20 protein-coding genes are annotated in these 22,683 nt (G+C 45.1%); 5 read left to right on the top strand and 15 right to left on the bottom strand.

Annotated elements, in window-relative coordinates:
• Window positions 1–118: 118 nt before the first annotated feature.
• The 5 genes from RAH45_RS02080 to RAH45_RS02060 all read right to left on the bottom strand — a co-directional run bounded on the left by RAH45_RS02080 (window position 119) and on the right by RAH45_RS02060 (window position 4,917).
• Window positions 119–1,327: an FAD-dependent oxidoreductase gene (locus RAH45_RS02080; protein WP_289051328.1), complete on the bottom strand. Its 1,209-nt coding sequence runs from the start codon at window positions 1,325–1,327 to the stop codon at window positions 119–121.
• 186 nt (window positions 1,328–1,513) lie between these two features.
• The gene (locus RAH45_RS02075; RefSeq protein ID WP_180952530.1) at window positions 1,514–2,233 is read right to left on the bottom strand and encodes an amino acid ABC transporter ATP-binding protein; all 720 of its coding nucleotides are present in this window, start codon (window positions 2,231–2,233) and stop codon (window positions 1,514–1,516) included.
• Window positions 2,234–2,422: 189 nt separating this feature from the next.
• Window positions 2,423–3,094 (bottom strand): ABC transporter permease subunit, encoded by a 672-nt coding sequence (locus tag RAH45_RS02070; RefSeq protein ID WP_068405974.1) that lies wholly within the window; start codon window positions 3,092–3,094, stop codon window positions 2,423–2,425.
• Entirely contained in the window at window positions 3,091–3,837 is a 747-nt protein-coding gene (locus tag RAH45_RS02065) for an amino acid ABC transporter permease (protein WP_068405977.1), read from the bottom strand. Before RAH45_RS02065 ends, RAH45_RS02070 begins: the two co-directional genes overlap by 4 nt.
• 93 nt (window positions 3,838–3,930) lie before the next feature.
• Entirely contained in the window at window positions 3,931–4,917 is a 987-nt protein-coding gene (locus tag RAH45_RS02060; protein WP_068405980.1) for a glutamate/aspartate ABC transporter substrate-binding protein, read from the bottom strand.
• Window positions 4,918–5,233: 316 nt separating this feature from the next.
• Between RAH45_RS02060 and RAH45_RS02055 the strand changes: the two genes are divergently transcribed.
• Complete coding sequence (locus tag RAH45_RS02055; protein WP_068405983.1) at window positions 5,234–6,211, top strand: Hsp33 family molecular chaperone HslO; 978 nt, start codon at window positions 5,234–5,236, stop codon at window positions 6,209–6,211.
• 110 nt (window positions 6,212–6,321) lie between these two features.
• Here the strand turns inward: RAH45_RS02055 and RAH45_RS02050 are convergent, their stop codons facing one another.
• The 10 genes from RAH45_RS02050 to RAH45_RS02005 all read right to left on the bottom strand — a co-directional run bounded on the left by RAH45_RS02050 (window position 6,322) and on the right by RAH45_RS02005 (window position 18,146).
• Window positions 6,322–7,791 (bottom strand): esterase/lipase family protein, encoded by a 1,470-nt coding sequence (locus tag RAH45_RS02050; RefSeq protein WP_068405986.1) that lies wholly within the window; start codon window positions 7,789–7,791, stop codon window positions 6,322–6,324.
• 230 nt (window positions 7,792–8,021) lie between these two features.
• Window positions 8,022–10,223: a PhoX family protein gene (locus RAH45_RS02045; RefSeq protein ID WP_068405989.1), complete on the bottom strand. Its 2,202-nt coding sequence runs from the start codon at window positions 10,221–10,223 to the stop codon at window positions 8,022–8,024.
• A 280-nt stretch (window positions 10,224–10,503) separates the two neighbouring features.
• A complete protein-coding gene (locus RAH45_RS02040) occupies window positions 10,504–11,133 on the bottom strand; it encodes a fumarylacetoacetate hydrolase family protein (protein ID WP_068406023.1) in 630 nt (209 codons plus the stop codon).
• A 180-nt stretch (window positions 11,134–11,313) separates the two neighbouring features.
• The gene (locus RAH45_RS02035) at window positions 11,314–12,039 is read right to left on the bottom strand and encodes an ABC transporter permease (RefSeq protein ID WP_068405992.1); all 726 of its coding nucleotides are present in this window, start codon (window positions 12,037–12,039) and stop codon (window positions 11,314–11,316) included.
• A 12-nt stretch (window positions 12,040–12,051) separates the two neighbouring features.
• The gene (locus tag RAH45_RS02030; RefSeq protein ID WP_068405995.1) at window positions 12,052–12,798 is read right to left on the bottom strand and encodes an ABC transporter permease; all 747 of its coding nucleotides are present in this window, start codon (window positions 12,796–12,798) and stop codon (window positions 12,052–12,054) included.
• A gap of 603 nt (window positions 12,799–13,401) precedes the next feature.
• Window positions 13,402–14,364 (bottom strand): ABC transporter substrate-binding protein, encoded by a 963-nt coding sequence (locus tag RAH45_RS02025; protein WP_068405998.1) that lies wholly within the window; start codon window positions 14,362–14,364, stop codon window positions 13,402–13,404.
• A 143-nt stretch (window positions 14,365–14,507) separates the two neighbouring features.
• Window positions 14,508–15,446, bottom strand: coding sequence for a transporter substrate-binding domain-containing protein (locus tag RAH45_RS02020; RefSeq protein WP_068406000.1), 939 nt, complete (start codon window positions 15,444–15,446; stop codon window positions 14,508–14,510).
• Window positions 15,447–15,583: 137 nt separating this feature from the next.
• Window positions 15,584–16,384 (bottom strand): transporter substrate-binding domain-containing protein, encoded by an 801-nt coding sequence (locus tag RAH45_RS02015; protein ID WP_180952506.1) that lies wholly within the window; start codon window positions 16,382–16,384, stop codon window positions 15,584–15,586.
• A 306-nt stretch (window positions 16,385–16,690) separates the two neighbouring features.
• Complete coding sequence (locus tag RAH45_RS02010) at window positions 16,691–17,488, bottom strand: ABC transporter ATP-binding protein (protein ID WP_068406004.1); 798 nt, start codon at window positions 17,486–17,488, stop codon at window positions 16,691–16,693.
• Between the two features lie 343 nt (window positions 17,489–17,831).
• Window positions 17,832–18,146, bottom strand: a complete 315-nt coding sequence (locus RAH45_RS02005) for a hypothetical protein (protein WP_082894325.1) — start codon at window positions 18,144–18,146, stop codon at window positions 17,832–17,834.
• A 414-nt stretch (window positions 18,147–18,560) separates the two neighbouring features.
• Here RAH45_RS02005 and RAH45_RS02000 point away from each other — a divergent pair, with 414 nt between their 5' ends.
• The 4 genes from RAH45_RS02000 to gltS all read left to right on the top strand — a co-directional run bounded on the left by RAH45_RS02000 (window position 18,561) and on the right by gltS (window position 22,530).
• Window positions 18,561–19,862, top strand: a complete 1,302-nt coding sequence (locus RAH45_RS02000; RefSeq protein ID WP_198328820.1) for a glutamate-5-semialdehyde dehydrogenase — start codon at window positions 18,561–18,563, stop codon at window positions 19,860–19,862.
• 159 nt (window positions 19,863–20,021) lie between these two features.
• A complete protein-coding gene (locus RAH45_RS01995) occupies window positions 20,022–20,795 on the top strand; it encodes a ribonuclease domain-containing protein (RefSeq protein WP_082894326.1) in 774 nt (257 codons plus the stop codon).
• A gap of 1 nt (window position 20,796) precedes the next feature.
• On the top strand, window positions 20,797–21,174 hold the full coding sequence (locus RAH45_RS01990) for a barstar family protein (RefSeq protein WP_306495439.1): 378 nt from the start codon (window positions 20,797–20,799) through the stop codon (window positions 21,172–21,174).
• Window positions 21,175–21,258: 84 nt separating this feature from the next.
• Entirely contained in the window at window positions 21,259–22,530 is a 1,272-nt protein-coding gene (gene gltS, locus RAH45_RS01985; RefSeq protein WP_068406019.1) for a sodium/glutamate symporter, read from the top strand.
• Window positions 22,531–22,683: the final 153 nt, after the last annotated feature.

The raw sequence follows: 22,683 nt of genomic DNA, 5'->3' as shown, positions 1-22,683 counted from the left end.
TCACGCGGTTATTATAGGTAAAAAAGCCAGCTACGTATTTGTTACACGGCTGGCTCTTGAGAAAAACTAAGACTAGTAATTAAAGCTAAAAGTTAAACTTGCAACGGTTAAGCGTTGATTAAGACTTAACCATAGGCGGCGCTTTAATCGTTACCGTCGCAGTGACGGCATTGCTATCATCAAGCAAGTCCATAACAAGCTCATCATCCGTTTCAGTAGTCACTTGCCAATTACCAGCAGCTTGCGGTACGCCAGTGACCATCACCGAAATGGCTTTATTTTTTAAGCGAATCATCGGCGGCTTATGATCATAACCGCTGTGCTCGTGGCCCAAAATATCATCAGCAATCGTCGCTGCCTGCGCACGTAACGGCGCTACATAACGACAGGCAACGCCGTTGATCGACATACAATCGCCAATCGCATACACATTGGACGCATGGGTACGTAATGTGGTGGCATCGACCACGATACCGGTGCGGCGATTGAACTCAACCCCAGCAGCGGTTGGTAATTTATCATCAACCGTCAGACCCGTACTAGCAATCACATGATCAACCACTAACGGCTCTGGCTGCTGCGCCGCATCGCTGTCGGTAGCTGATACTGGCGCATAGCTGACTTGCAATGTGCCATCATCATGACGCGTAATATTGGATACTTGATAACCGCCTAAAAAGCGAATCCCTTGCGATTGTACTGCTTTAGCAATACGTGCGGTCGCTTGTGGTGGTAGCATTTGCGAGAGCGGCGCGTTATTTAAATCAATCAACGTCACTTCATGACCCGCTTTTAATAAGTCCTCAGCAATTTCCGTCCCGACCATACCAGCGCCAACGATGGCAACACGCTGACTGCCCACTGCGAGCTTTTCTTGCAGCTGTCCAAAACGCTCGATATGATTGACATGCCAAACCAAATCCTCGGGCAGACTTTTTGGAAAAATAGGATGGGCGCCCATCGCCAGCACCAGTTTGTCATAGCTAATAGTGGCGTAATTGGTATACACAGGGTCCGAGCGCAGTGCTGAGATAAGTTGTACTGTTTGGCTAGCAGGGTCAATATCGGTCACTTGCGTATTGGCAAGCAAATTAATATTTGCCGCCTTTGCCGCATCGCTACCTGTTGCACGTACCAAGTCCGCAGCATTTTTCTGTTGGCTAATTGCCATTGTTAGCATAGGTTTATGATAACGGTCGCCATTATCAGCCGTGATTAAGGTGATGGGAATGTCTTTATCTTTTGCGCGAATGGCATCGACAACGTGCCAGCCTGCCAAGCCTGCGCCAATAATAACAATACCTGCCGATTGATTTTCTACACTCATAATGACTCCGAAACACTATCTATTATTTGTTATGAATTTGGAATAGGATTAAAAACTGATGGCGCCTATTGTAGCAGCAAACAGGGAACACTTGTAAGCTGAGAGTAATGAACAAAAAGTAAAAGACATAAAAAAGCGCCTTTATTAAAGACGCTTTGATAGATACTTAAAACACCGTACTGAATTTCAATGATTAAGAATCTTTGATAAAAACAGCTGCGCGCGCTCACTTTTTGCGCCTTCAAAAAACTCATCCTTACTACAGTTTTCGACGATATGGCCTTCATCCATAAAAATAATTCGATTGGCCACCTGACTGGCAAAGCCCATCTCATGGGTTACGCACATCATGGTCATACCATCACGAGTCAGCTCGACCATCACATCGAGCACTTCTTGAATCATCTCTGGGTCAAGTGCGGAAGTTGGCTCGTCAAATAGCATCGCAACCGGATCCATCGCCAAAGCACGCGCAATCGCTACCCGCTGCTGCTGTCCGCCTGATAGCTCGGCGGGGTATTTCGGCGCTTGCGCACTTAAGCCCACACGGTCAAGATAGGCCATGCCTTTTTTCTTAGCGTCGTCTTCTTTACGGCCCAGTACTTTGATTTGCGCGACCGTTAAGTTATCGATAATGGTCAAATGCGGAAACAGCTCAAAATGCTGAAATACCATGCCGACGCTACTACGCAGTTTGGGTAAATTGGTTTTTGCCGCGCCAACTGAGATACCATTGACCATGATATCGCCCTTTTGAAACGGCTCAAGCCCATTAACAGTTTTAATAAGCGTCGATTTGCCACTGCCCGATGGCCCACAAACGACAACGACATCGCCTTTATGCACGTGAGCAGTACAGTCAGTTAATACCTGAAAATCACCATACCATTTGCTAACGTCAGTCATTTTGATGACTATCTCAGCGCTCGCATGACCATTGTCGGTGACCAGTCCGCCAAATTCATTTATATAGGTGTCAGCATTGTTTATCCCTAGCTCATTTATCACTGGCTCATTCATCACTGGCTCCTAACCACTTTTTTTCATCATTATTAAATGAAAGTCTTAATAGTAAAATACTGCGCCAAATTTAAATTAAAACCTCAAGCGTTTTTGCAATTGCTGCACGCCTATAGAGGCACTTAAGCTGATAATAAAATAAACAGCTCCGGCGCCTAAAATATAAGGCGTCAGTAAGCCCATCAGCTCACCACGGACGTAAGCGGCGCGGAAAAAATCCGTCAACCCAATGGCAAAAACCAGCGTCGTATCTTGGAATAAAATAATACATTGCTGCAAAATCAGCGGTAACATCTTGCGAAAAGCTTGCGGCAAAATCACCAAACGCATGGTTTGCCCATAAGTCATGCCAAGTGCCTTTGCGGCATTCACTTGCCCGCTACCGATAGATTGGATACCTGCGCGCACCACCTCTGAGAAGTACGCCGCTTCAAACATCATAAAGGCAACAACACACGAGGTAAACGCGGTATCGAGCTGTAAATATTTACCGGCTATCCAAAAGTACATCATCGGCACGGCAAAATAAAACCACAGCAATACCAATAGCAACGGCACAGAACGAAAATAATTGACGTATAATTTGGCAGGAATTTCTAGCGCTTTGATGCCGGACAAGCGCATTAAAGCCAATACCGTGCCTAAGCTAATACCGCCTAAGATAGCGAGAAACAATACTTTTAAGGTGGTCAGCATACCGCCCATCAAGCCCGGATACGCCGTTGCAAGTTCGGTCATCATATTCATTTTTGACTCCCTGCAATCAGCCCAGGCACACGCAATTTACGCTCAATCAGTCCCATAATGGCAATTAACGACAGATTAAAAACCAGATAAATAATGGTCGCATAAGTGTAAATCTCGAGGCTGTTTTGGGTATATTCACTGATGGTTTTGGTTTGGCTAATCAGCTCCATCACCCCGACCAGCGACGCTACCGACGCGTTTTTAAAGCAGTTGGTGAGCTCCGAGCTTAGCGGTGGCAAAATAACACGAAATGCCTGCGGTAGTAGCACTTCTTTATACGCCTGCGGAATCGTAAAGCCGAGCGCGTAAGCAGCATTGATTTGCCCTTCAGGTAAGGACTCGATACCGGTACGCACCTGCTCAACAATACGCGCGGCGGTAAATAATCCCAAACCCATACTGGCGGACAGCATGGCTGAGGTATTAGGCGATAAGTCTTTATACCACCACTCTTGTAGTGCGGGCGTCAGCCAACCGGGGGCGATATAAAACCAAAAGAATAATTGTACAAGAAGAGGAATATTACGAAAAAATGTCACATAAGCGGTACCAATACTACGCGCCGCTTTATTTGGCAAGGTGCGCATGATGCCCAAAATAGTACCAATCACCATGGCAATCGCCCAAGCGATACTGCCAATCAATAGCAGCCAGCCAAGACCGGTCACCATCCAATGCAGGTAAAGCTCATTACCGATACCGGTTTGCTCAAAGAGCACACCCCAGTTCCAGCTATAATTCATGATTGTCACTCCAAGCCATGAGTAAAAAGCCAACGCGCCAGACTTATAAACAGCAGTCTGGGCGCGTCAGCAAGCTATGTTGAGGGACAAAAATTACTGAGCGGTTGCTTCTTTTGGCTGTGCGCTATCGTGTGGATTGGCAATCAAAGCTTTTAGATTGTCTGACATCTCAAAGTTTAGATTGACGTTTTTTGGCGGAATTGGGTTGGTAAACCACTTATCATAAATGCTATTAATCTCGCCTGAGCTAAAGACATTGGCAAGCGCTTCATCGACCACCGCTTTAAATTCAGGATCGTCTTTACGCATCATACAACCATAAATCTCAGACGATTGCGGCGTACCAACAATCACCCATTCATCTGGATTTTTGGCTTTGGCTTTTTCACCGGCAAGTAGTACATCATCCATCATAAAGGCATCGGCACGGCCGTTTTCTAGCATAAGGAAAGCTTCGCCATGGTCTTTTGCCGAGATGACATTGATGTCCATTTTATTTTTATCATTGTATTCACGAATATAACGCTCTGAGGTCGTACCAGCAGTCGTGACCAAAGTTTTACCTTTTAGGTCTTCAAAATCTTGAATACCTGAGTCTTTTTTGGTCAATAAACGCGTACCAATTTCAAAGAAACCGTTTGAGAAGGCCACTTGTTTTTGGCGCTCTTCGTTATTGGTGGTTGAGCCACATTCAAAATCAACCGTGCCGTTTTGCACCAGCGGAATACGCGTTTGCGAAGTAATCAAGTTATAACGAATTTTTAAATCCGGCATATTAAGCTTTTCTTTTACCGCATCGACCACTTTCATTTCTAAATCGTGCGCATAGCCAATCGGCTGATTTGGGTCATCAGCGATGTAAGAAAAGGGAATAGAAGAGTCTCGGTGACCGACCACGATAGTGCCCGATTCTTTGATCTTTTGTAGCGTACCGTTGGTATTTTCTGCCGCTTCTGTCGTTGTCGCTGTGCCATCTGCTGGCGGCGCTTCGGTGTTGGTTTGATTGCTATTGTTACAGCCTGCTAGGCCAAGTGCCATAAAGGCAACCAACGTTAGAGGTTTTGAGATTAAGTAGGTCATGAGATACATCCTTTTATCACATTTATACAAACTAGGGGGGACTTTGACGGTATTTGCGCCATTATTTGACTTTATATAAGCCCTTGGTTGACTTTTCCGTCATGCATCCATGCTGTTGCTTTAAGTTATCACTATGCAACTTAATGTTACTGTACAACAATTTGCACGATGCGGGTAAACTTTTTTTAATGCGACTGATATTTTACAGATTTCGTTTAACAATCATTTAAATTACGCCAATAACTAAACCGCTATGATTGATAAATAACCATTAATCCCCATAAAGTTAACAACTTCTTAATACTAGTTATGACCTATGACCCAAGATACTCAAGTCCCAAATATTAATCAACAAGCGAGCAGCCACCGCGATAATGACGTACGCCAACGCTTTTTTATCGAAGACTCACCGGTGCGCGGCGATGTGGTGCGCCTATCGCGCAGCTATGCGACGACAATTGCCCAGAAAGCTTATCCTGAAGCCATTAAGCGCTTATTAGGTGAGATGCTGACGGCGGCAAGCTTGTTGATCAGTACCGTTAAAATTAATGGTCGCTTATCGATTCAATTACAATCATCAGATAGCGACAGCTTGCTCAATTGGGCAATGGCAGAATGCGACCAAGACGGTATCATTCGCGCCCTTGCCAGCTGGAAAAATGACACCGACGAGCAAGTGCAAGCGTGGGAAAATATGATCCATGCCAAAGACGCCTTTGCTGAGCTCGGCGCTGCTGGTCAAGGCGTGTTATTTATCAATATTCAGCCTGATGGCGGCGAGCCGTATCAAGGTATCGTTGAGCGTGGCCATGACAACTTAGCTGATTGCTTAGCGCATTATCAAAAACAATCGGCGCAGATTCCAACGCTGATTAATCTGGCATCCGATGGTTTGCAAGCCGGTGGTATCTTGGTGCAAATGCTACCTCGTACCGCAGCCGAGACCTATGAAGTCGAGCAAAACCAAGACGCAGGGATCGATGATGACTTGTGGACGCGCTTAAGTGTGCTCACGCGTACGCTAAAAGCAGAAGAGCTGACCACGCTTGATGCCAATGAAATCCTGTACCGTTTATATAACGAAGAAAAAGTCGTTGCCCCTGAGCCTGTAGCGTTATCGTTTGGCTGCACCTGCTCACGCGAGAAGTGTGAGATGGCAATTGAGCAAATCGGTGAAACCGAAGCGTTAGATATCGTGGACGAACAAGGCGGTACGTTTGAGATGGACTGCGGATTTTGCGGTGAGGTCTACAAATTTGATAAAGACGATGTAGCGGCTATTTTCGCTGAATAGCTTCTTATCTGTTTTCTACCGTCCCTAAAATTTAAAACCCTCAAGTGTCATGCTTGAGGGTTTTTCGTTTTTATAATTTTATTGATAATAACATTCATAGTGTTAACACCTTAAATCTCGACCTCGTAATCTATCGGATAAGAATAGATACGGCTATCAAGCCCATATTTGGCGTCATGCGCGTCGCCTAATCTATTGGCTGATAACCAAGAAATCACTTGCGCAAGCACCCGATCGTTATAAGTTAAATTCATATGATTGACGCCATAAAATATCGCCTTATGACCCTCAGGTACGCTCAATGTGTGCTCTTCAGTATATTCGCCAAGCGCCGACTCTACTGACACCAGCCCATCACCCAATAAGCTGGTGGTTTTATTTTCATAATGGGTTTCAATCAACGCCGCTGCGACCAGATAAGTATTGACGTGCAGCGGTAGGCGCGTCGGATGACGAAACTCTGCCGGTAGCACGCTGCGCTCCTCTAAAGATTTCCAATCGGCATCGCGAATACTGCCATAACGCAAATCGATAATACCAGCGCTACGTAAGTCGCCCAGTTTCGCCAATGACCCAGCAAAAGGCAGCTTAGCGATTTTATATTGCACAAAATTGCCAATCTGCTCCAAACTTGCGCCATGATGCGGTGTACCTAAAGTCACCAAATTACCCACACGCTCAACCCAGCTGAATCCCTGCTCTTTACCATAAAACAGTGCGCTACGGCTCAGCAGGCCGCCCATACTATGGCCGATTAAATCAAGCTGGGTAATGTCTGGATTGCTTTCGACCAAATCTTGCAAGACTTTAGCAAAGCTACGCCCATTACTGGAGATACGCCGACCGGTATTATAGTTCAAATATAAAACTGTACTGTCTGGCAACTTGTGGGTCAGCATAGCACCGAGATTATTTTCGCCCGCAACTTGCCAGCTTAAATGACTCAAACAAAGCCCATGACACAAAACAATTACTCGCCCCGATAGTGCGCCACTTTGCACATAATTGTCTTTATCGTATAGCATCATCGACACGGCCAACGGATTGTCATGAGTGACAAGGTGGTCGCCCATCACGCCATTTAGGATATTGACCATACGCCGTAAGTTTAAAGGCAGTGGTTGTATTTTTTTGGGTTTTAAAACCGTGTTATACAAACGTAGCCCTATGGCAATATTGTTGCCGACCAATTGCATCGCTTGACGCACCGTACCATAAATGCGCCCGGTGATACCGCGCTGCCAGTGCTCAAGATTACCATTATTAAACCGCCCCAAAGGACGCAGCAAAATCTCACGGTGGATAGCTTCGACAATATCCGTTACTTCCACGACACCCATAGTAGCAAGCTGCGCCAAGCCTTCAAAAAAATCCACCAAAGAGATTGGTTGATGCGGTTTTATCACACTGTTATCGACATTTTTGGCGATCAGCTCATCGACATAAATATAGTCAAGTTCTGCTAGCGCTTCATAGACATCGTCTTGAAAGTCTGCTTTTGCGCTCAATTCACCATCAGAGGGACGCCGAGTGGTCGCAAATAAATCGTGTATGGTTTCTATAGGTCTTGGATTGGGCATAGTGTTGCTACAGCAAGCGATTAAGGGTAATTGCCATACTAGCCTGTAAATGCCATAAACAGAAGAAAATGATTTAACTATCAGGTATTTTTATGGTTAAAAAAACAGGGAACTATAAAATATCGAAACTTACCCATTAGTAGCTATCGCCTACAACACAAAAATCCTAAAGCCATGACTTAGGATTTTTATGTTTGTTCAGACGTATCATTACTAATGCAAATAGTTAACTAGACAAAGGATTCTGCCAGTATGACGTCACCATCTTCGCGTGTAATCATAACTGTCGCTGAGCGCGGGGTACTACCGCCAGCCACTGCTCCCCATGTATTACCCGGATGCTGAATATTAATAAACAAGGTTTTAAAGTCTGGCGTCATCGTGATACCTGTGACTTCACATCCCTCCGGACCGACAAAAAATCGTTTGATGTTATCATTGCTGGCAGGCATACCGACTCGGGTTTGTTGCCCTACTGACGTGGTTTGAATGGCGCCATCGCTTACATTACCCGGTAGCGCTGCCAGTAACATACAGCTGCTGGTATCGGTATAAGCGCCGTCGTCTGTTTGAATCCATAAAACGCCGCGTGGATCGAAGTATAAGCCATCGGGAGAAGAAAAATCATTACTGTCATTTAATTGCGATAAATTTTCTGCTACTAAATCATTCGGTGCAGCAAATAAATAAATGTCCCAGTCAAAACTGGTTGCCGCATGATCACCGCCCGCTTCTGCCCAGCGAATGATATGGCCGTTGTCATTGCCACGCGCTTTGCCGCCAGTATTATAGCTGCGCGGATTGGACGCCGACACTGGCTGATCATCTCGTACACCACGATATTTATTATTGGTCAAAGTCACATACACTTCACCCGTTATCGGGCTGACCGATACCCATTCTGGTCGATCCATTTTGGTTGCACCGACTGCATCTGCTGCCGCGCGAGCAAAGACCAATACCTCATCTTGTCCATGAAAAGGCAACTCGCTGTTCAAAGCATCCAGTCCATTTTGACCATGAATCAACGCTTTCCATTCCCCGCGACCATTTTCATTAAAAATGGCAACATAGAGCGTGCCCTCATTCAAATACTTGTCACCCGCTTTTAATCCACCACCGATATCAGCATTTGACCATGTGGCTTTAGAGACGAATTTATAAATATATTCACCGCGAGCATCATCGCCCATATAAAACACCACCGGTTTGCCTTGTTCAACGGGAGCATAAGCACAGTTTTCATGAGCAAAACGTCCCAGTGCCGTGCGCTTTTGGGGCATGGAATTTTGATCAAAAGGATCAATTTCGGTGATATAACCAAAGGTATTAAAACCATTTCGATAATCGTCAGTAGCGCTAGCACTAGTAGCAGTCATATCCCAGCGTGAAAACTCGTCTACGATCTTGGCATCTTTGGCATCAGGGGTGTGCCAAAGATATTCAAAGCCAGAGAAATTTTCCGTTGCGCCATAGCGCTCGCGACCATAATTTTGTCCTGCGCTCAGCTGACTGGCATCTTGCCCACGGGCAAACACCCCTAAAAAATTCTCTTCGGTGGTCAGATAGGTGCCCCATGGCGATAAGCCTGCGCCGCAATTGTTATTGATACCGCGAGTTTGAAAGCCTGTTGGGTCAAACTTGGTCTTGACCAAATCAGAGCCCGCAACAGGACCTGCTAATTGCGTGGTTGTACTGCTGGTGATACGGCGATTGTATTTTGAATTGGAGACCATCTCGTAGCCCATGCCATCGGCGCGGCGTTTCATCTCGACCACCGCTACCCCATGACAATTGACCTCACGACGTACGTCGCTTGCAAGTCGACGATTTTGGAAGATTGGCGCAGCATTTTTATCTTGGATCACATGGTAACCAAATGGGCTCAGCTCGCTGCTATTGACGTATTCATGATTCATGACCAGTAGTCCATTCTCTGATGCTTTGGCATCATAGGCAGTGCCCTTTTTGCCAAAGAACCACATGCCATCATGGTTATCACCCATACGCCATTCGAATGATTCAGCTGACTGCTCGCGATTGTCTTTCCAATCATCAATGCCAGATATCAGCGGCGTGCCTAGAGGCAGTATCATCTCAGCCTTATAGCCTGCCGCCACGCTCATGGTTTCGGCAGTCGAATGCGCCACTGCGGTAAACTTCAAAGTTTCGGGACGCTTGAGATCACCTTGTGCAGGGATAGCAGCATCATTGCCATTATTTTTGGTAGGAATACTATCGTTATCGTCGCTACAGCCAACTAAAGGTAGCGCTCCAAAAAACGCCGCCGCTGTCAATCCTGTGCCACCTTTTAGGATACTACGCCGATTTAAACGGCGACTAATAATGGTTTGAAAATCAATATTGTTGCTCGGATTAGAATCTTCAACGACTTCATGGGCAAGCGGTTGTTTGTTATTCAATAATGTCATTATCAGTCACCTTGCTGTTAGGCTTGATTGGCATGAGAGAGTTGATTGCAGTCTTGTAATTGCAATCACCAAAATACGAATTATGCCTAATTCTACTGAGTGTTTATGACAGTACGTTGAAAACCAAATGCCGATTTGATAGTTATTTAATGATAAGCTTAGGATAAATGACTATCACCACTGATAAACCAAAAAAATCCCAAGCGTTCACTTGGGATTTTTTGATAGCGTTAAGCATTAATGCCTTTACAGATTAATAGGTGATAGCTGTGATAAAAACTTATTTAACCTCTGTCTGCCACTGATGAGCGCCTAGTTTTAAAGTCAACACATCGCCCGCATGTAAAGCGCCAACGCCGCTTGGCGTCCCGGTCATAATGACGTCGCCCGCTTGCAAACTAAAAGCATGACTGATATTAACCAATAACTCATAAACGGGAAATAGCATCAAGGCACTATCGCCGTCTTGCTTAAGTTCGTTATTAATATTCAGCTGATAATGGACGTTTCTGAAGTCACCAAAGGCATTTGCATCGAGCCAGTCAGCAAGCACACAAGCGCCATCAAAGCACTTGGCGCGCTCCCAAGGATGACCTTTTTCTTTCAGCTCAGTTTGTAGCTCACGCAAGGTCAAATCAAGCCCTAATGTCACGCCACCAATAGCTTGTTTCGCCTCTGCAAGCGTGGCTTTTGATAAGTCTGTTGCCAGCTGAATACAAAGCTCAGCTTCATAGTGGGTTTCACCAAAGATGGCAGGGTTTGGCCGCTCAATGCCTTGACGGAGAGATACCACCGAAGAGGCAGGCTTCATAAATAGCATCGGCGCGCTAGGCACTTCATTGCCCAACTCCTGCGCATGCGCCGCATAGTTGCGCCCGACGCAGACGATTTTACCGATAGAAGTACGCAGACGTTCGCTATTATCAATGCTGGTATCACTATTGGTATCAGTGGTGCCAGCAGTATCTTTCACATTACCAATAATAGCGTTGGCGATGGACATATGGGGCGATGAGCTCATACAGTTTCCTTACGGCATGTTTTTGACATTTATGACCACTATAGCTTTTTTATTTTGCTGTGCCTACTTTTAAGGAATGGTATTGGTAACCACGTCTGGCGGCACATAGCTGGCGTGACGATTCATACGTTTTTCAAACAATCTAAAGCTAAATAAAATCACCCACGATAGCAGCAGATAAACGACACCGGCCGCAAAGAACAATTCCATCAAGGTATAAGTGCGCGCACTAATCGTACGAGCAACACCCGTGATATCCATCAAAGCAATGGTGGATGCCAGCGCGCTTCCCTTTAGCATAAAAATAACTTCATTACTGTAGGCAGGAATCACAATACCAAAAGCGCGCGGTAAGGTAATACGCGTTAGTTTCTGCCATTTTGACATGCCAATGGCATCGGCGGCTTCAAGCTCGCCCACAGGAATATTTTGGATTGCACCGCGAATAATCTCTGCCAAATAGGCGCTGGTATTAAGGGTAAAGGCGATGATGGCACACCAGTAAGCTTGGCTAAGTACTGGCTCCCATAAGAACGAGTTACGTACCGCTTCGAACTGCCCAAGCCCATAATAAATCAAAAATATCTGTACCAGTAGCGGCGTGCCACGGAAAAAGAAGATATATAAAAATGGTAAAACTTGCACCAGCCAATTTTTAGACAGGCGCAGTAATGCCAAAATCAGACCAAAAAACAACCCAATAATACCCGAGAATACAACGAGCTGGACAGTCAATACCGCCCCACTCATTAAATCAGGGATATGGTCAAAAATGACCTGCCAATTCCAATCCATAGTATCTCTCCTCTACCCTATGGTCGATTGACTTTGAGTGGTTTGATGGTGGGTTTGACGGCTGAGCTTTTTAGCATAACGCGCCGCCGGATTGGCGCGCCACTCAAGCCACATCATAAAACCGGTAATCAACATGGTCAGACCCAAATAAATAATCGCCGCGGCCATATAAAAGGTAAACGGCTGCTGTGTCGACTGCGCCGCGCGCGACGATTGATACATGATATCTTTTAGACCGACGACTGACACCAAGGCGGTATCTTTGAGCAATACCAAAAACAAATTGCCGAGACCTGGCAGCGCAATCTGCCAAACTTGCGGCAAGGTAATACGATAAAAAGTCTGAAAAGGTCGCATGCCAATCGCTTGCGCCGCTTCTCTTTGCCCTACCGGAATCTCTTGAATGGACATACGAAAAATTTCGGTCGCGTAAGCACCAAAGGCAATCGATAACGCCATCACCCCGCCCCAAAACGCGCTAATCTCGATATAATCGTTATAGCCGAACTTTTTGAGGATGCTCATGAGCAATATCGAGCCGCCGTAATAAATAAACAGCACTAATAACAGCTCAGGGATGCCGCGCATCGTGGCAGTATAGACCGTCGCAAGCTTACGTAGCAGCCAGACATTGGACATCTTGGCCGTCGCGCCAAGCAAGCCTAGCGCCATACCGATGACCAAACTGGTCAGCGCAAGCTTTATAGTGACGGTAGCGCCGCTTAGTAATAGCGCGCCAAATCCTTGTAAATCAAACACAATTATCCACTCAGTCTCTTTATATTAGCAAGTTGCAAAATATGAGTTAAAAGAATCAGCATCAATAGCTGAGCGCTGCGAATAGTCGTATGACCAACCGCATAGATGGCGGTTTTTTGCGTCATAGAATGACGTGATATTCATACGATTACGGCGGCGGAAATTGACACAGTAGAAATGAGCGCTGATTTTATCATATTCGCTGCCAGCTATGTTAATACTCACGCATAAAAGCGCTGCCTAAATAGAGACTTATCAGGATAAATAGCCTATAAATCAGTGATATCTGATAAAAGTTGACCATTCATAATGCATAAAATTGTGGTGATTCTTTGAGTAAGGAATCATGATAATCATTTCTAAACAAAATCGATAGGATAACAACCAGATGCGAGTAGGATAAATTTTTCTTGCTTGCTGTGCGCTTTGCACTCCAGAGGCTTCGAAAAACTTATCCCCCTCGCCCTGTATTGGTTGTAAAGTAACCCTATTATTAAAGCAAAAAAGACATCACCCTGATGGTAATGTCTTTTTGCTTTTATGACTTCACGTTTACCGCTAAATAGGGAAAACCGTGATTAATATAGCGATAACAATAAGCATTTATTGCCCTGCGCTCTCTTTTACTGCTGATTCGGGTGCTACCGACTCAGTGTTTGCCGCCTTTGCTGGTACGGCAAAATATTTTTGATTGATTTTATCATACGTGCCATTGGACTTTAGATTGGCCAAAGATTGATTGATTTTGGCTTGCAAGGCTTCATCGTTAGGACGCACGGCAATCGCAAAATTATCATTGATATCTATCTCATCGCCTTTGATTGCATAATTGCTGCCTGACGGTGAGCCAAGCCACTCTAGCGCTGGGAGTTTGTCAGATATCATGGCATCAACGCGACCAGAACCCAAATCCAAAAAGGCATTGCTCAAGGTATCATAAAGCTTCATATCAGCTTTTGGATAGGCATTTTCTAACCACTGCGAAGAGATGGTCGAGCGCTGTGCGGCAATAGAATGGGCATTGATATCGCTGCTATTGGCAGGATCAAAGCTGCTGTCTTTTTTGGCTAAAAATACCAAGGCATTGCTAAAGTACGGGTCGGTAAAAGCCACTTGCTTTGCACGCTCGGGCGTGACCGACATTGCCGCGACGATGGCATCATATTTACCCGCTTTAAGCCCAGGAATAATACCGTCCCAATCTTGCGCTATGATTTCACAAGTCATCTGCAAATCGTCACAAATAGCATTGGCGATTTCAACATCGAAGCCGCCAAGCGTGCCGTCAGCATTGGTATAGTTAAAGGGTGCATAAGCGCCTTCGGTGCCGATACGTAGTACATTATCATCGTCGCTCGCAGCGCTATTATTATCAGCCGCTTCGGACGTTTTAGTCGTATCCGAGCTAGCAGTTTCATTAGTCTCATTTTGACCATTACTACAGCCCGCTAAAGCTAATAGTGCCGCTAAGGCTAGCATCGATTTTGTCTTTAACAAGTGCTTACTGGCGGATGAGGTAACAGAGGACGTACTAGGCACAGGTGCTAAAAGAAGATGGTTGCTCATAATCATCCTTGATGTTGTTATTTGGCATTATTAATTGGCATTGGTACTTAGGAAAGTATTATAGATGGCATAAAGCACGCTTTAATTAAAACGTGCTTTATTAAAATCAGCGCTTATCTCATAGACTATGAGAGAAAGCTCTATTAATTAGTCGCCGCTTCCGTTTGCTCTTCTTTAGCAATTACTGCATTGGCATCGACATTACTGTCATCAGCGACCACCACTTCTTTGACGCCATCAGTCGCTACTGCTTTTTGCGCCGCCGCTGTTGAGCTGGTACCAAAATAACTGCCGGTGATTTGATCGTAAGTGCCGTTTTCTTTTAGTTCAGCCAAAGCTTTATTAAACTTGGCAACCAATGGATCGCCTTTACGGAAGGCAATACCCATCGCATCATCGCTGGTGCTGATTTCTTGACCTTTGACTTCGTAGTCTTTACCGGCGTCGGTTTTTAGCCAGTCGATACCGGTGACTTTATCAGACATCATGGCGCGCACGCGACCTGAGGTTAGATCTAGATAAGCGTTGTCTTGAGTGTCATAAAGCTTGATGTCAGAGTCAGCATGTTTTTCTTGTAGATATTGTGACGCAACCGTCGAGCGCTGTGAAGCAACTGGCTGACCTTTTAGGCCATCGACGGTAATATCATCGCCTTTTTTACCGATGAGGATGATACCAGTATGAAAGTACGGGTCGCTGAATTCTACGACTTCTTTACGCTCAGGGGTGATTGACATGCCAGCGATGGCCGCATCAAATTTCTGCGCATTTAGCCCTGGAATGAGGCCGTCCCAATCTTGCGAGATAACTTCACATTCAGCTTTCATTTGCGCACATAAGGCGTCTACCAGCTCAATCTCGTAGCCAATTAATTTACCATCGGCGTCGGTATAGCTAAAAGGCTTATAGCTTGATTCTGTGGCGATTTTTATATGTAACGGTGCGTCGCTTGTAGCAGCGGCGTCCGTATTTTCTGTAGGCGTTGAGCTGTTGTTACAAGCAGCAAGCATCAGCATCGCTGCACTAAGGGGCGCAAGCCATAGCGCTTTTTTGTTCATTGATGAGGTCATTGAAGTGATCATAGAGGTTATTCCTTAATATATTTACCAGCCGTTATTCATCCGCAATGGTTCAGACATTGGTTAATCGGCGCTTATTGAAACCGTCTGTTGACTAATAGCTATCAATTAAAGACTTCTCGCAAAGCGCATCAAGCAAATTACTGACCGAAGTTTTCTTGCTCAAGACGGGCAAGCTCACCGTTGCTACGGATTTCACTCAGCGCTTTATTAAAGTCGTCTTTGATTGAGTCACCTTTACGGACAGCAATGGCAATATTATCGTCGTTATCAATCTCATCACCCACGATACCAAAACCTTCTGGATTGTCCGCTAACCATGATTTGGCAGAGACTTTTTCAGCAAGTACCGCATCGCTACGACCAGATTTTAGGTCTAAGTAGGCATTGTCATAATTATCATAAAGCTTGACGGTGTTGCCGTCTTTACCTTCATAATTATCTTGTAAATACGCGCCAGGTGTCGTTGAACGCTGGCCACCAAGGGTTAGGTTTTTAATGGATTTGGGGTCAAAGCCGCCTTTGGTATCGGTAAGCCAAACCATGGTATTGGCGAAATACGGCTCGCTGAAATCAACCTTTTCTTGACGCTCTTCAGTGATTGACATACCAGCGATGACGGCGTCGTATTTTTGCGCCAATAGACCTGGAATAATACCGTCCCAATCTTGAGCAACGATTTCACATTTGGCTTGCATTTGCGCACATAAGGCATTGGCGACGTCGATATCGAATCCTGCCAAGCTGCCATCGGCATTGGTATAGTTAAAGGGAGGGTATGCGCCCTCAGTGGCGATGCGAATGGTCTTGCCCGCCGTTTCTGTAGCAGAGGCATCAGCGCTGCTATCAGTGGCGTCATTAGCAGACTGACTACAAGCGCCAAGCATAAGCGCGGCGGTGACGGTCATCGATGACCACAATAGGCGAGAATTCGACATCATACATTCCTTAAATTCTGATGAGGTTTTTGATATAGGGTTCTGATATTTTGTTCTCTGGCGTCCCTGCCAGATAAGCAAGTCAATGAACATAAAGACATAGGCAGACGCCAGTTGCGACTGCCTATAAACCCTTTGATAATACCTGACTCAAATATCAAAAACAAACGTTTTGCATACCAACTGTGATTATTCGGTAATAAAAAGACTAAGAAAATTTAGGCCAAGAAAATTACTGAGGGCAACTTTTGTATCACAAGCGTTTTAGGTTTTTTGACATTCAACCAAACACCTGTAAAACATTCGCTTCTAGTTTTGACGATGCGATGCCATAAAGTCTTTAACGCGCTCAGATTTTGGATGGTCGAAAACTTGCTCAGGTGTACCAATCTCTTCGATGATACCTTGATGCAAGAACACCACTTTGCTTGATACCTCACGGGCAAAGCGCATCTCGTGGGTAACGATCAGCATGGTACGCCCCTCTTCGGCAAGCTCACGCATGACCGCAAGTACTTCATTGACCAGTTCAGGGTCGAGTGCCGAGGTTGGTTCATCAAATAATAACACCTGTGGCTGCATGGCAAGGGCGCGCGCTATCGCCACACGCTGACGCTGACCGCCCGATAAATTCGCCGGATAAGCGTCTTTTTTATCGAGTAAACCCACTTTATCGAGCAGCTTTTCTGCATCGCTAATCGCTTGGTCTTTTTTAATTTTTAAGACTTGCGTTGGTCCTTCGATGATATTTTGCAAAATGGTCTTATGCGGCCACAAATTAAAGTTTTGAAACACAAAGCCCACGCGCGCACGTAAGCTTTCTAACTGCTTAATGTCTGCTGCTTGCAATTCGCCTGATTTGGCAGGTTTTAGCATCAGCTCATCATTGCCGATGATGATACGCCCCTGATTGGGTTTTTCAAGCAAGTTAATACAGCGCAGCAAGGTTGACTTACCGGAGCCAGACGAGCCTAAAATAGAAATAACGTCGCCATCATAAGCGGTGAGAGACACCCCTTTTAGCACCGCCAACGAGCCGTAGCTTTTATGGACGTCTTGTAAATCTAAGGCGATAGGCCGAGTCGGATTCTTTGCAGTATCAAGCATGGTTTAGCAGACTTCCAATAAATATGAGTGAAAACATGAATAAAAAAATGCGCCATTGTCGCCTATAATGCGATAAAAAGGCAAACCCTGCCCCTTCAATTATTAAAGGTCATTAGAGTTTGACAGGATAATTCATTGCCGATAAAAAAATACTCAAAACGGCGCTCAGCTTAGATAACTCTAGCTAAGTAGCGCGGTACTTTTTTAAACGGAATCAACAACAAAATAAGGCCCATAACGCATAGTCAGTTATGGGCCTTATTTTATCATCTTAACGCCGCTAGCGCTGTTTTATCTGCTAAATAGTCAGTCGACGCCCGCAAGCGGCATTTAACAAACTCAACTAGTAAGTCGAAATGTGCTCTTCGCTTTCAGTTCCATCAAGGACTTCTGCATCATCAGCAGTTGCTACTGCGACATCATCATTCTCGCTAACGGCCATACCATCATTAGCATCGGCACTTGCAACGGCGACATCATCCGTGCTGTTTGCTGTTGCCACGCCGGTAGCGTTATTTTCTACTGGCGTCTGCGCGTCAGCGGTTGGTTCAACGTCCATTGGCGCTTCTTCTTTTTTGCCGCAGGCGCTGACACTTAATGCTGCTGCTACCAAGCCTACTGTGAGCCAGTTTTTATAGGCTTTATTTTTAATAGCCATTTTTTTCTCCATAATGAGTCTTTAGTTTATTAATCTTTATAAAATCCATCACTTTATTGCATCAGCCAATTGCTATGTCTTTCATTGATAACGTATGAGATAGCGTATGAATTGACCGTCTTAGCGCCCACTATACTCACGATTGACCACGACTACCTTAGCAGTTGCAGCGCAGTTCTGTTAAAAATACGTAACAGACAGCATACTTTTTTATCTCCCATTACTTATAGACGCTATAAAAAGTTAAAAACCTTAAAATCGAACATAAGAAAACTCCACAGTACTTGCTAAACGGTCGTTGTTCACAAAATCGACTTTACTATCGTCCTCATCTCCTCTATGTTAAATGGCAGAGCGCCATTAGAGCGCTAAACGATATTTTTTAGATTATTGATGATAAAAGGACGTTAATTTATGACGCAATCGAATACCACAGATGTAACCGCCTATATGCAGACGGTCGGTAAGCAAGCGCGCGCGGCATCACGAGCGTTAGCTGCGGCCAATACTGGCGATAAGAATTCGGCGCTGATGGCAATCTATGATGCGTTAAAAAGCGCCAAAGCTGATATTTTAGCGGCCAATAAAATCGATATGGATAACGGGCAAAAAAACGACTTGGACGCTGCCTTACTCGATCGCCTAGAGCTAAATGACGCGCGCTTCGATGGTATGCTGCAAGGGTTAAAAGACGTGGCGGCATTACCTGACCCTATCGGTGAAGTGACCGACATGACTTATCAGCCATCAGGGATTCATTTGGGCAAAATGCGTGTGCCACTCGGGGTAGTCGGGATGATTTATGAGTCGCGTCCCAACGTCACCTTGGAAGCGGCTTCGCTGGCGCTAAAGTCTGGTAATGCTATTATCTTGCGCGGTGGTTCTGAAGCCTTTGAGTCCAATCAAGCGCTTGCCAAATGTATCTTACAGGGTTTAAAAAAGGTCGGTCTATCTGAGCATAGCGTACAAGTGTTAGAAACCACTGACCGCGCTGCTGTTGGCGAGCTGATTACCATGACAGACTATGTCGATGTTATCGTACCACGCGGCGGTAAAGGTTTGATTGAACGTATCAGCCGCGATGCCCGCGTCCCTGTGATTAAGCACCTAGATGGTAATTGTCATACCTTTATCGATAGCGATGCCGATGCAGACACGGCGATTAAAGTCAGCGTCAATGCCAAAACTCACCGCTACGGTACCTGTAATACCATGGAGACGCTGTTGGTCGATGAAAATGTCGCCGATGAGTTATTGCCAAAGATTGCAGAAGCCATCGTAACAGCCGATGACGCCATGCAACTGCGCCTCGATGAGAAGTCACAGGCGATTTTAAATGACAATGCTACCCTGCAAGGTCATTTATCGGCAGCGACTAGCGAGGACTGGGATACCGAATATCTTGCACCTATCTTGGCAGTTAAGGTGGTAGCGGGTATCGACGAAGCGATTGAACATATCAACACTCACGGCAGCCACCATACCGACGTCATCATTACCGACAATTACACTAAGTCGCAGCGCTTTATCCGAGAAGTCGATTCGGCAAGCGTGATGATTAACGCCTCGAGCCGTTTTGCCGATGGTTTTGAGTACGGACTTGGAGCAGAAATCGGTATCTCAACCGATAAAATCCATGCCCGTGGACCGGTTGGGCTTGAGGGCTTAACCTCGCAAAAATGGATTGTTTACGGTCACGGCGAAACGCGCGCCTAGGGCATCATTGCTGCACTATAATTTATTGCCCAATTCGAGTATAATCTTAAATAACGTCAGCTTAATTGCTGGCGTTTTTTTATTATTGATAAATATGCTATATATGGCATATAAAAATTATTTTGCTGAATAAAAACCACGCTATAGGAAGCCGTGCCCATGCAAAGTGGCAAAATTAAACACTGGAATGCTGACAAAGGCGATGGCTTTATTGATGTAGACAATCAAGATGAAGATGTCTTCTTTCATATCAGCAGCGTGCGCTTATCGCGGCCGATAAGCGAGGGCCAGCTTGTTTATTTTAACAGTCAGCGTAATGACAAAAACCAATTACGCGCAACCGAAGTCACCTCTAACGAATTAAGTATTTTAGAAACGGCAGACGCAAAAGCACCGCTAGCAAATGCAACCAAACAACATGCAAAAAATACGCATACAAATAACCTTAGCTATCATCGAAAAAACCAGTCAAAAAATAACCAAAGCAGACAACATAAAAAAACTGGCTTATCTACTCTATTAAGTTTTATCACCCTTATTGCCGTGGCGGTTTTTTTCTTTGGTGATTTGACGTCTAGTTTTTTTGCAGACAGCACGCCAGCAACGTCTATAACGCAGACAGCGCCTAAGACCTCTAGCCCTGATACAGCAGCCACAGCAGCTATCACGGGTGACGCGCAAATTGACCAAACACTGGCGCTGATTCAGCAAGGCGGCCCGTTTCCTTACCCTGATAAAGATGGCACCACCTTTTATAATCGCGAAGGCAAATTGCCTGCCCAGTCGCAAGGCTATTATCGCGAATATACCGTGCCGACGCCGGGCGTTTCGCATCGCGGCGCACGGCGTATTGTCACCGGCGGTCATCCGCCAACCGTCTATTATTTGACCGTCGACCATTACGACAGCTTTCAGCAATTGCAGGTGAGATGATATGAACCAAGCGATTTACTATATTAAAAAAAATGACGTTAACCAAAACGCCATTGCTCAAAAAGACGAAGCGTTTATTAATGCCATTCCGAAGCATGCGATTAACATTACAATTGGCGATGTTTTGAATAAAGAAACGCTGCTAAATAGCTTAGCGACAGCCGCCAATTTTCCCAGCTATTTTGCCCATAATTGGGACAGCGCTTGGGACTGTTTGACCGATAGTGATATCACAGACTTCACGCTTTACCTAAATGCGGTAGAAAGAATCAACAGCGAGGACTTTAATGTCTTTAAGCGCTTGATAGAGGACGCCTATAAAGATTTTGGCAAACCGCAATTATGGATTATTGAGGCTTCAGATGATGCCTACGCATAGCAAAACGAGCAGAACCTAAATTCGAGATAAAGCCAGTTTTATCTCGAATTTAGGTGAATTCATATTTACAGAAAGGATGAACTTATGGAAGTAACATTAAACGGATATTACACCCTGATTTTTGCCACATTGGTGCTATTATTAGGACGCTTTTTGGTTAAAAAAATCAAGTTTTTGGAAGACTTTAATATCCCAGAACCCGTGGCTGGTGGCTTGATTGCTGCTGTAATTGTTTATGCCCTTAATTTGATTTGGGGTTATAGCTTTAACTTCCACCAAGGACTACAAACAGCAACCATGCTGATGTTCTTTGCCTCTATCGGACTTAGCGCCGACTTTGGACGGCTGAAAGCAGGTGGTACGCCTTTATTAATTTTCACCATCGTCGTCTCGGTCTTTATTATTTTACAAGACGTGGTTGGGGTGGCAATGGCCAGCGTACTAGGTCTTGACCCGCTGCTTGGCTTAGTGACTGGCTCTATCGCGCTAACAGGCGGCCATGGTACCGCAGGCGCGTGGGGCGTTGTATTAGAAGAACAATACAATGTCGTTGGTGCCACCACTCTTGGTATTGCCGTTGCTACCTATGGTTTGGTTGCAGGTGGTCTGGTTGGTGGTCCTGTTGCACGCCGATTGATCAATAAAATGGGTCTTAAACCAACCCCTGTCAATCCCAATCAAAGCGACGTTGAAAAGCTTGCTGGTAAGCAGTCGTTATATAGTACCAAGCATAGCGAAGATGGCGATCATCGCCATGAAGAGATGTTTGAAAAACCTGATAATATCCGTCTGATTACCGCCTCTTCAACGATTGAGTCATTGGCTTTGTTTGCAGGAGCGTTGGCGTTTGCAGATATTATGACACTGGTTGCAGCAGATACCGCGTTTGAGTTGCCTACCTTCGTTTGGGCATTAGCAGGTGGCGTAATTATCCGTAATGCTTTAACCATGGTGTTCAATTTTGATATGTTCGACCGTGCTATCGATGTGATTGGTAATGCGTCATTAAGTCTATTCTTAGCCATGGCGCTGCTATCGCTAAAACTATGGGAGTTGACAGATTTGGCAGGCCCTGTATTGATTATCTTAGTCGTGCAGACTTTAGTCATGATTGGTTATGCTTATTTTGTTACCTTTAGAATCATGGGTAAAGACTATGATGCCGCGGTTTTGGCAGCTGGACACTCTGGGTTTGGTATGGGCGCCACGCCGACGGCGATTGCCAATATGCAGGCAGTGACCGATCGCTACCTGCCATCACCGAAAGCGTTTTTGATTGTACCGATGGTTGGTGCGTTCTTTGTCGATATCGTTAACGCGACTATCTTGCAGATATTTACCAAGTTACCGTTTTGATAAAGAAGATATAAATTAGAAATTTTGATTAAATGAATTTAGATAAACCCCGATTATAAAAATATAGTCGGGTTCTTTTTGAGTATTTTATATGAGCAACATGGCCCGTTAACAGCGTCTAACACAACAATTACGCAATTTATAATGACACCA

The sequence above is a fragment of the Psychrobacter sp. van23A genome (genome assembly GCF_030845275.1).
In the GTDB taxonomy this organism is placed as follows: Bacteria; Pseudomonadota; Gammaproteobacteria; order Pseudomonadales; family Moraxellaceae; genus Psychrobacter; species Psychrobacter faecalis.
The sequence above is the reverse complement of the archived record's forward strand: the minus strand, read 5'-3'. Positions and strand labels throughout refer to the sequence as shown.

Excerpts from the sequence above, each read along its gene's own strand:
- RAH45_RS02080 (WP_289051328.1), bottom strand. The coding sequence starts at position 1,327 with ATGAGTGTAGAAAATCAATCGGCAGGTATTGTTATTATTGGCGCAGGC.
- RAH45_RS02075 (WP_180952530.1), bottom strand. The coding sequence starts at position 2,233 with ATGACTGACGTTAGCAAATGGTATGGTGATTTTCAGGTATTAACTGAC.
- RAH45_RS02070 (WP_068405974.1), bottom strand. The coding sequence starts at position 3,094 with ATGAATATGATGACCGAACTTGCAACGGCGTATCCGGGCTTGATGGGC.
- RAH45_RS02065 (WP_068405977.1), bottom strand. The coding sequence starts at position 3,837 with ATGAATTATAGCTGGAACTGGGGTGTGCTCTTTGAGCAAACCGGTATC.
- RAH45_RS02060 (WP_068405980.1), bottom strand. The coding sequence starts at position 4,917 with ATGACCTACTTAATCTCAAAACCTCTAACGTTGGTTGCCTTTATGGCA.
- RAH45_RS02055 (WP_068405983.1), top strand. The coding sequence starts at position 5,234 with ATGACCCAAGATACTCAAGTCCCAAATATTAATCAACAAGCGAGCAGC.
- RAH45_RS02050 (WP_068405986.1), bottom strand. The coding sequence starts at position 7,791 with ATGCCCAATCCAAGACCTATAGAAACCATACACGATTTATTTGCGACC.
- RAH45_RS02045 (WP_068405989.1), bottom strand. The coding sequence starts at position 10,223 with ATGACATTATTGAATAACAAACAACCGCTTGCCCATGAAGTCGTTGAA.
- RAH45_RS02035 (WP_068405992.1), bottom strand. The coding sequence starts at position 12,039 with ATGGATTGGAATTGGCAGGTCATTTTTGACCATATCCCTGATTTAATG.
- RAH45_RS02025 (WP_068405998.1), bottom strand. The coding sequence starts at position 14,364 with ATGAGCAACCATCTTCTTTTAGCACCTGTGCCTAGTACGTCCTCTGTT.
- RAH45_RS02020 (WP_068406000.1), bottom strand. The coding sequence starts at position 15,446 with ATGATCACTTCAATGACCTCATCAATGAACAAAAAAGCGCTATGGCTT.
- RAH45_RS02015 (WP_180952506.1), bottom strand. The coding sequence starts at position 16,384 with ATGATGTCGAATTCTCGCCTATTGTGGTCATCGATGACCGTCACCGCC.
- RAH45_RS02010 (WP_068406004.1), bottom strand. The coding sequence starts at position 17,488 with ATGCTTGATACTGCAAAGAATCCGACTCGGCCTATCGCCTTAGATTTA.
- RAH45_RS02005 (WP_082894325.1), bottom strand. The coding sequence starts at position 18,146 with ATGGCTATTAAAAATAAAGCCTATAAAAACTGGCTCACAGTAGGCTTG.
- RAH45_RS02000 (WP_198328820.1), top strand. The coding sequence starts at position 18,561 with ATGACGCAATCGAATACCACAGATGTAACCGCCTATATGCAGACGGTC.
- RAH45_RS01995 (WP_082894326.1), top strand. The coding sequence starts at position 20,022 with ATGCAAAGTGGCAAAATTAAACACTGGAATGCTGACAAAGGCGATGGC.
- RAH45_RS01990 (WP_306495439.1), top strand. The coding sequence starts at position 20,797 with ATGAACCAAGCGATTTACTATATTAAAAAAAATGACGTTAACCAAAAC.
- gltS (WP_068406019.1), top strand. The coding sequence starts at position 21,259 with ATGGAAGTAACATTAAACGGATATTACACCCTGATTTTTGCCACATTG.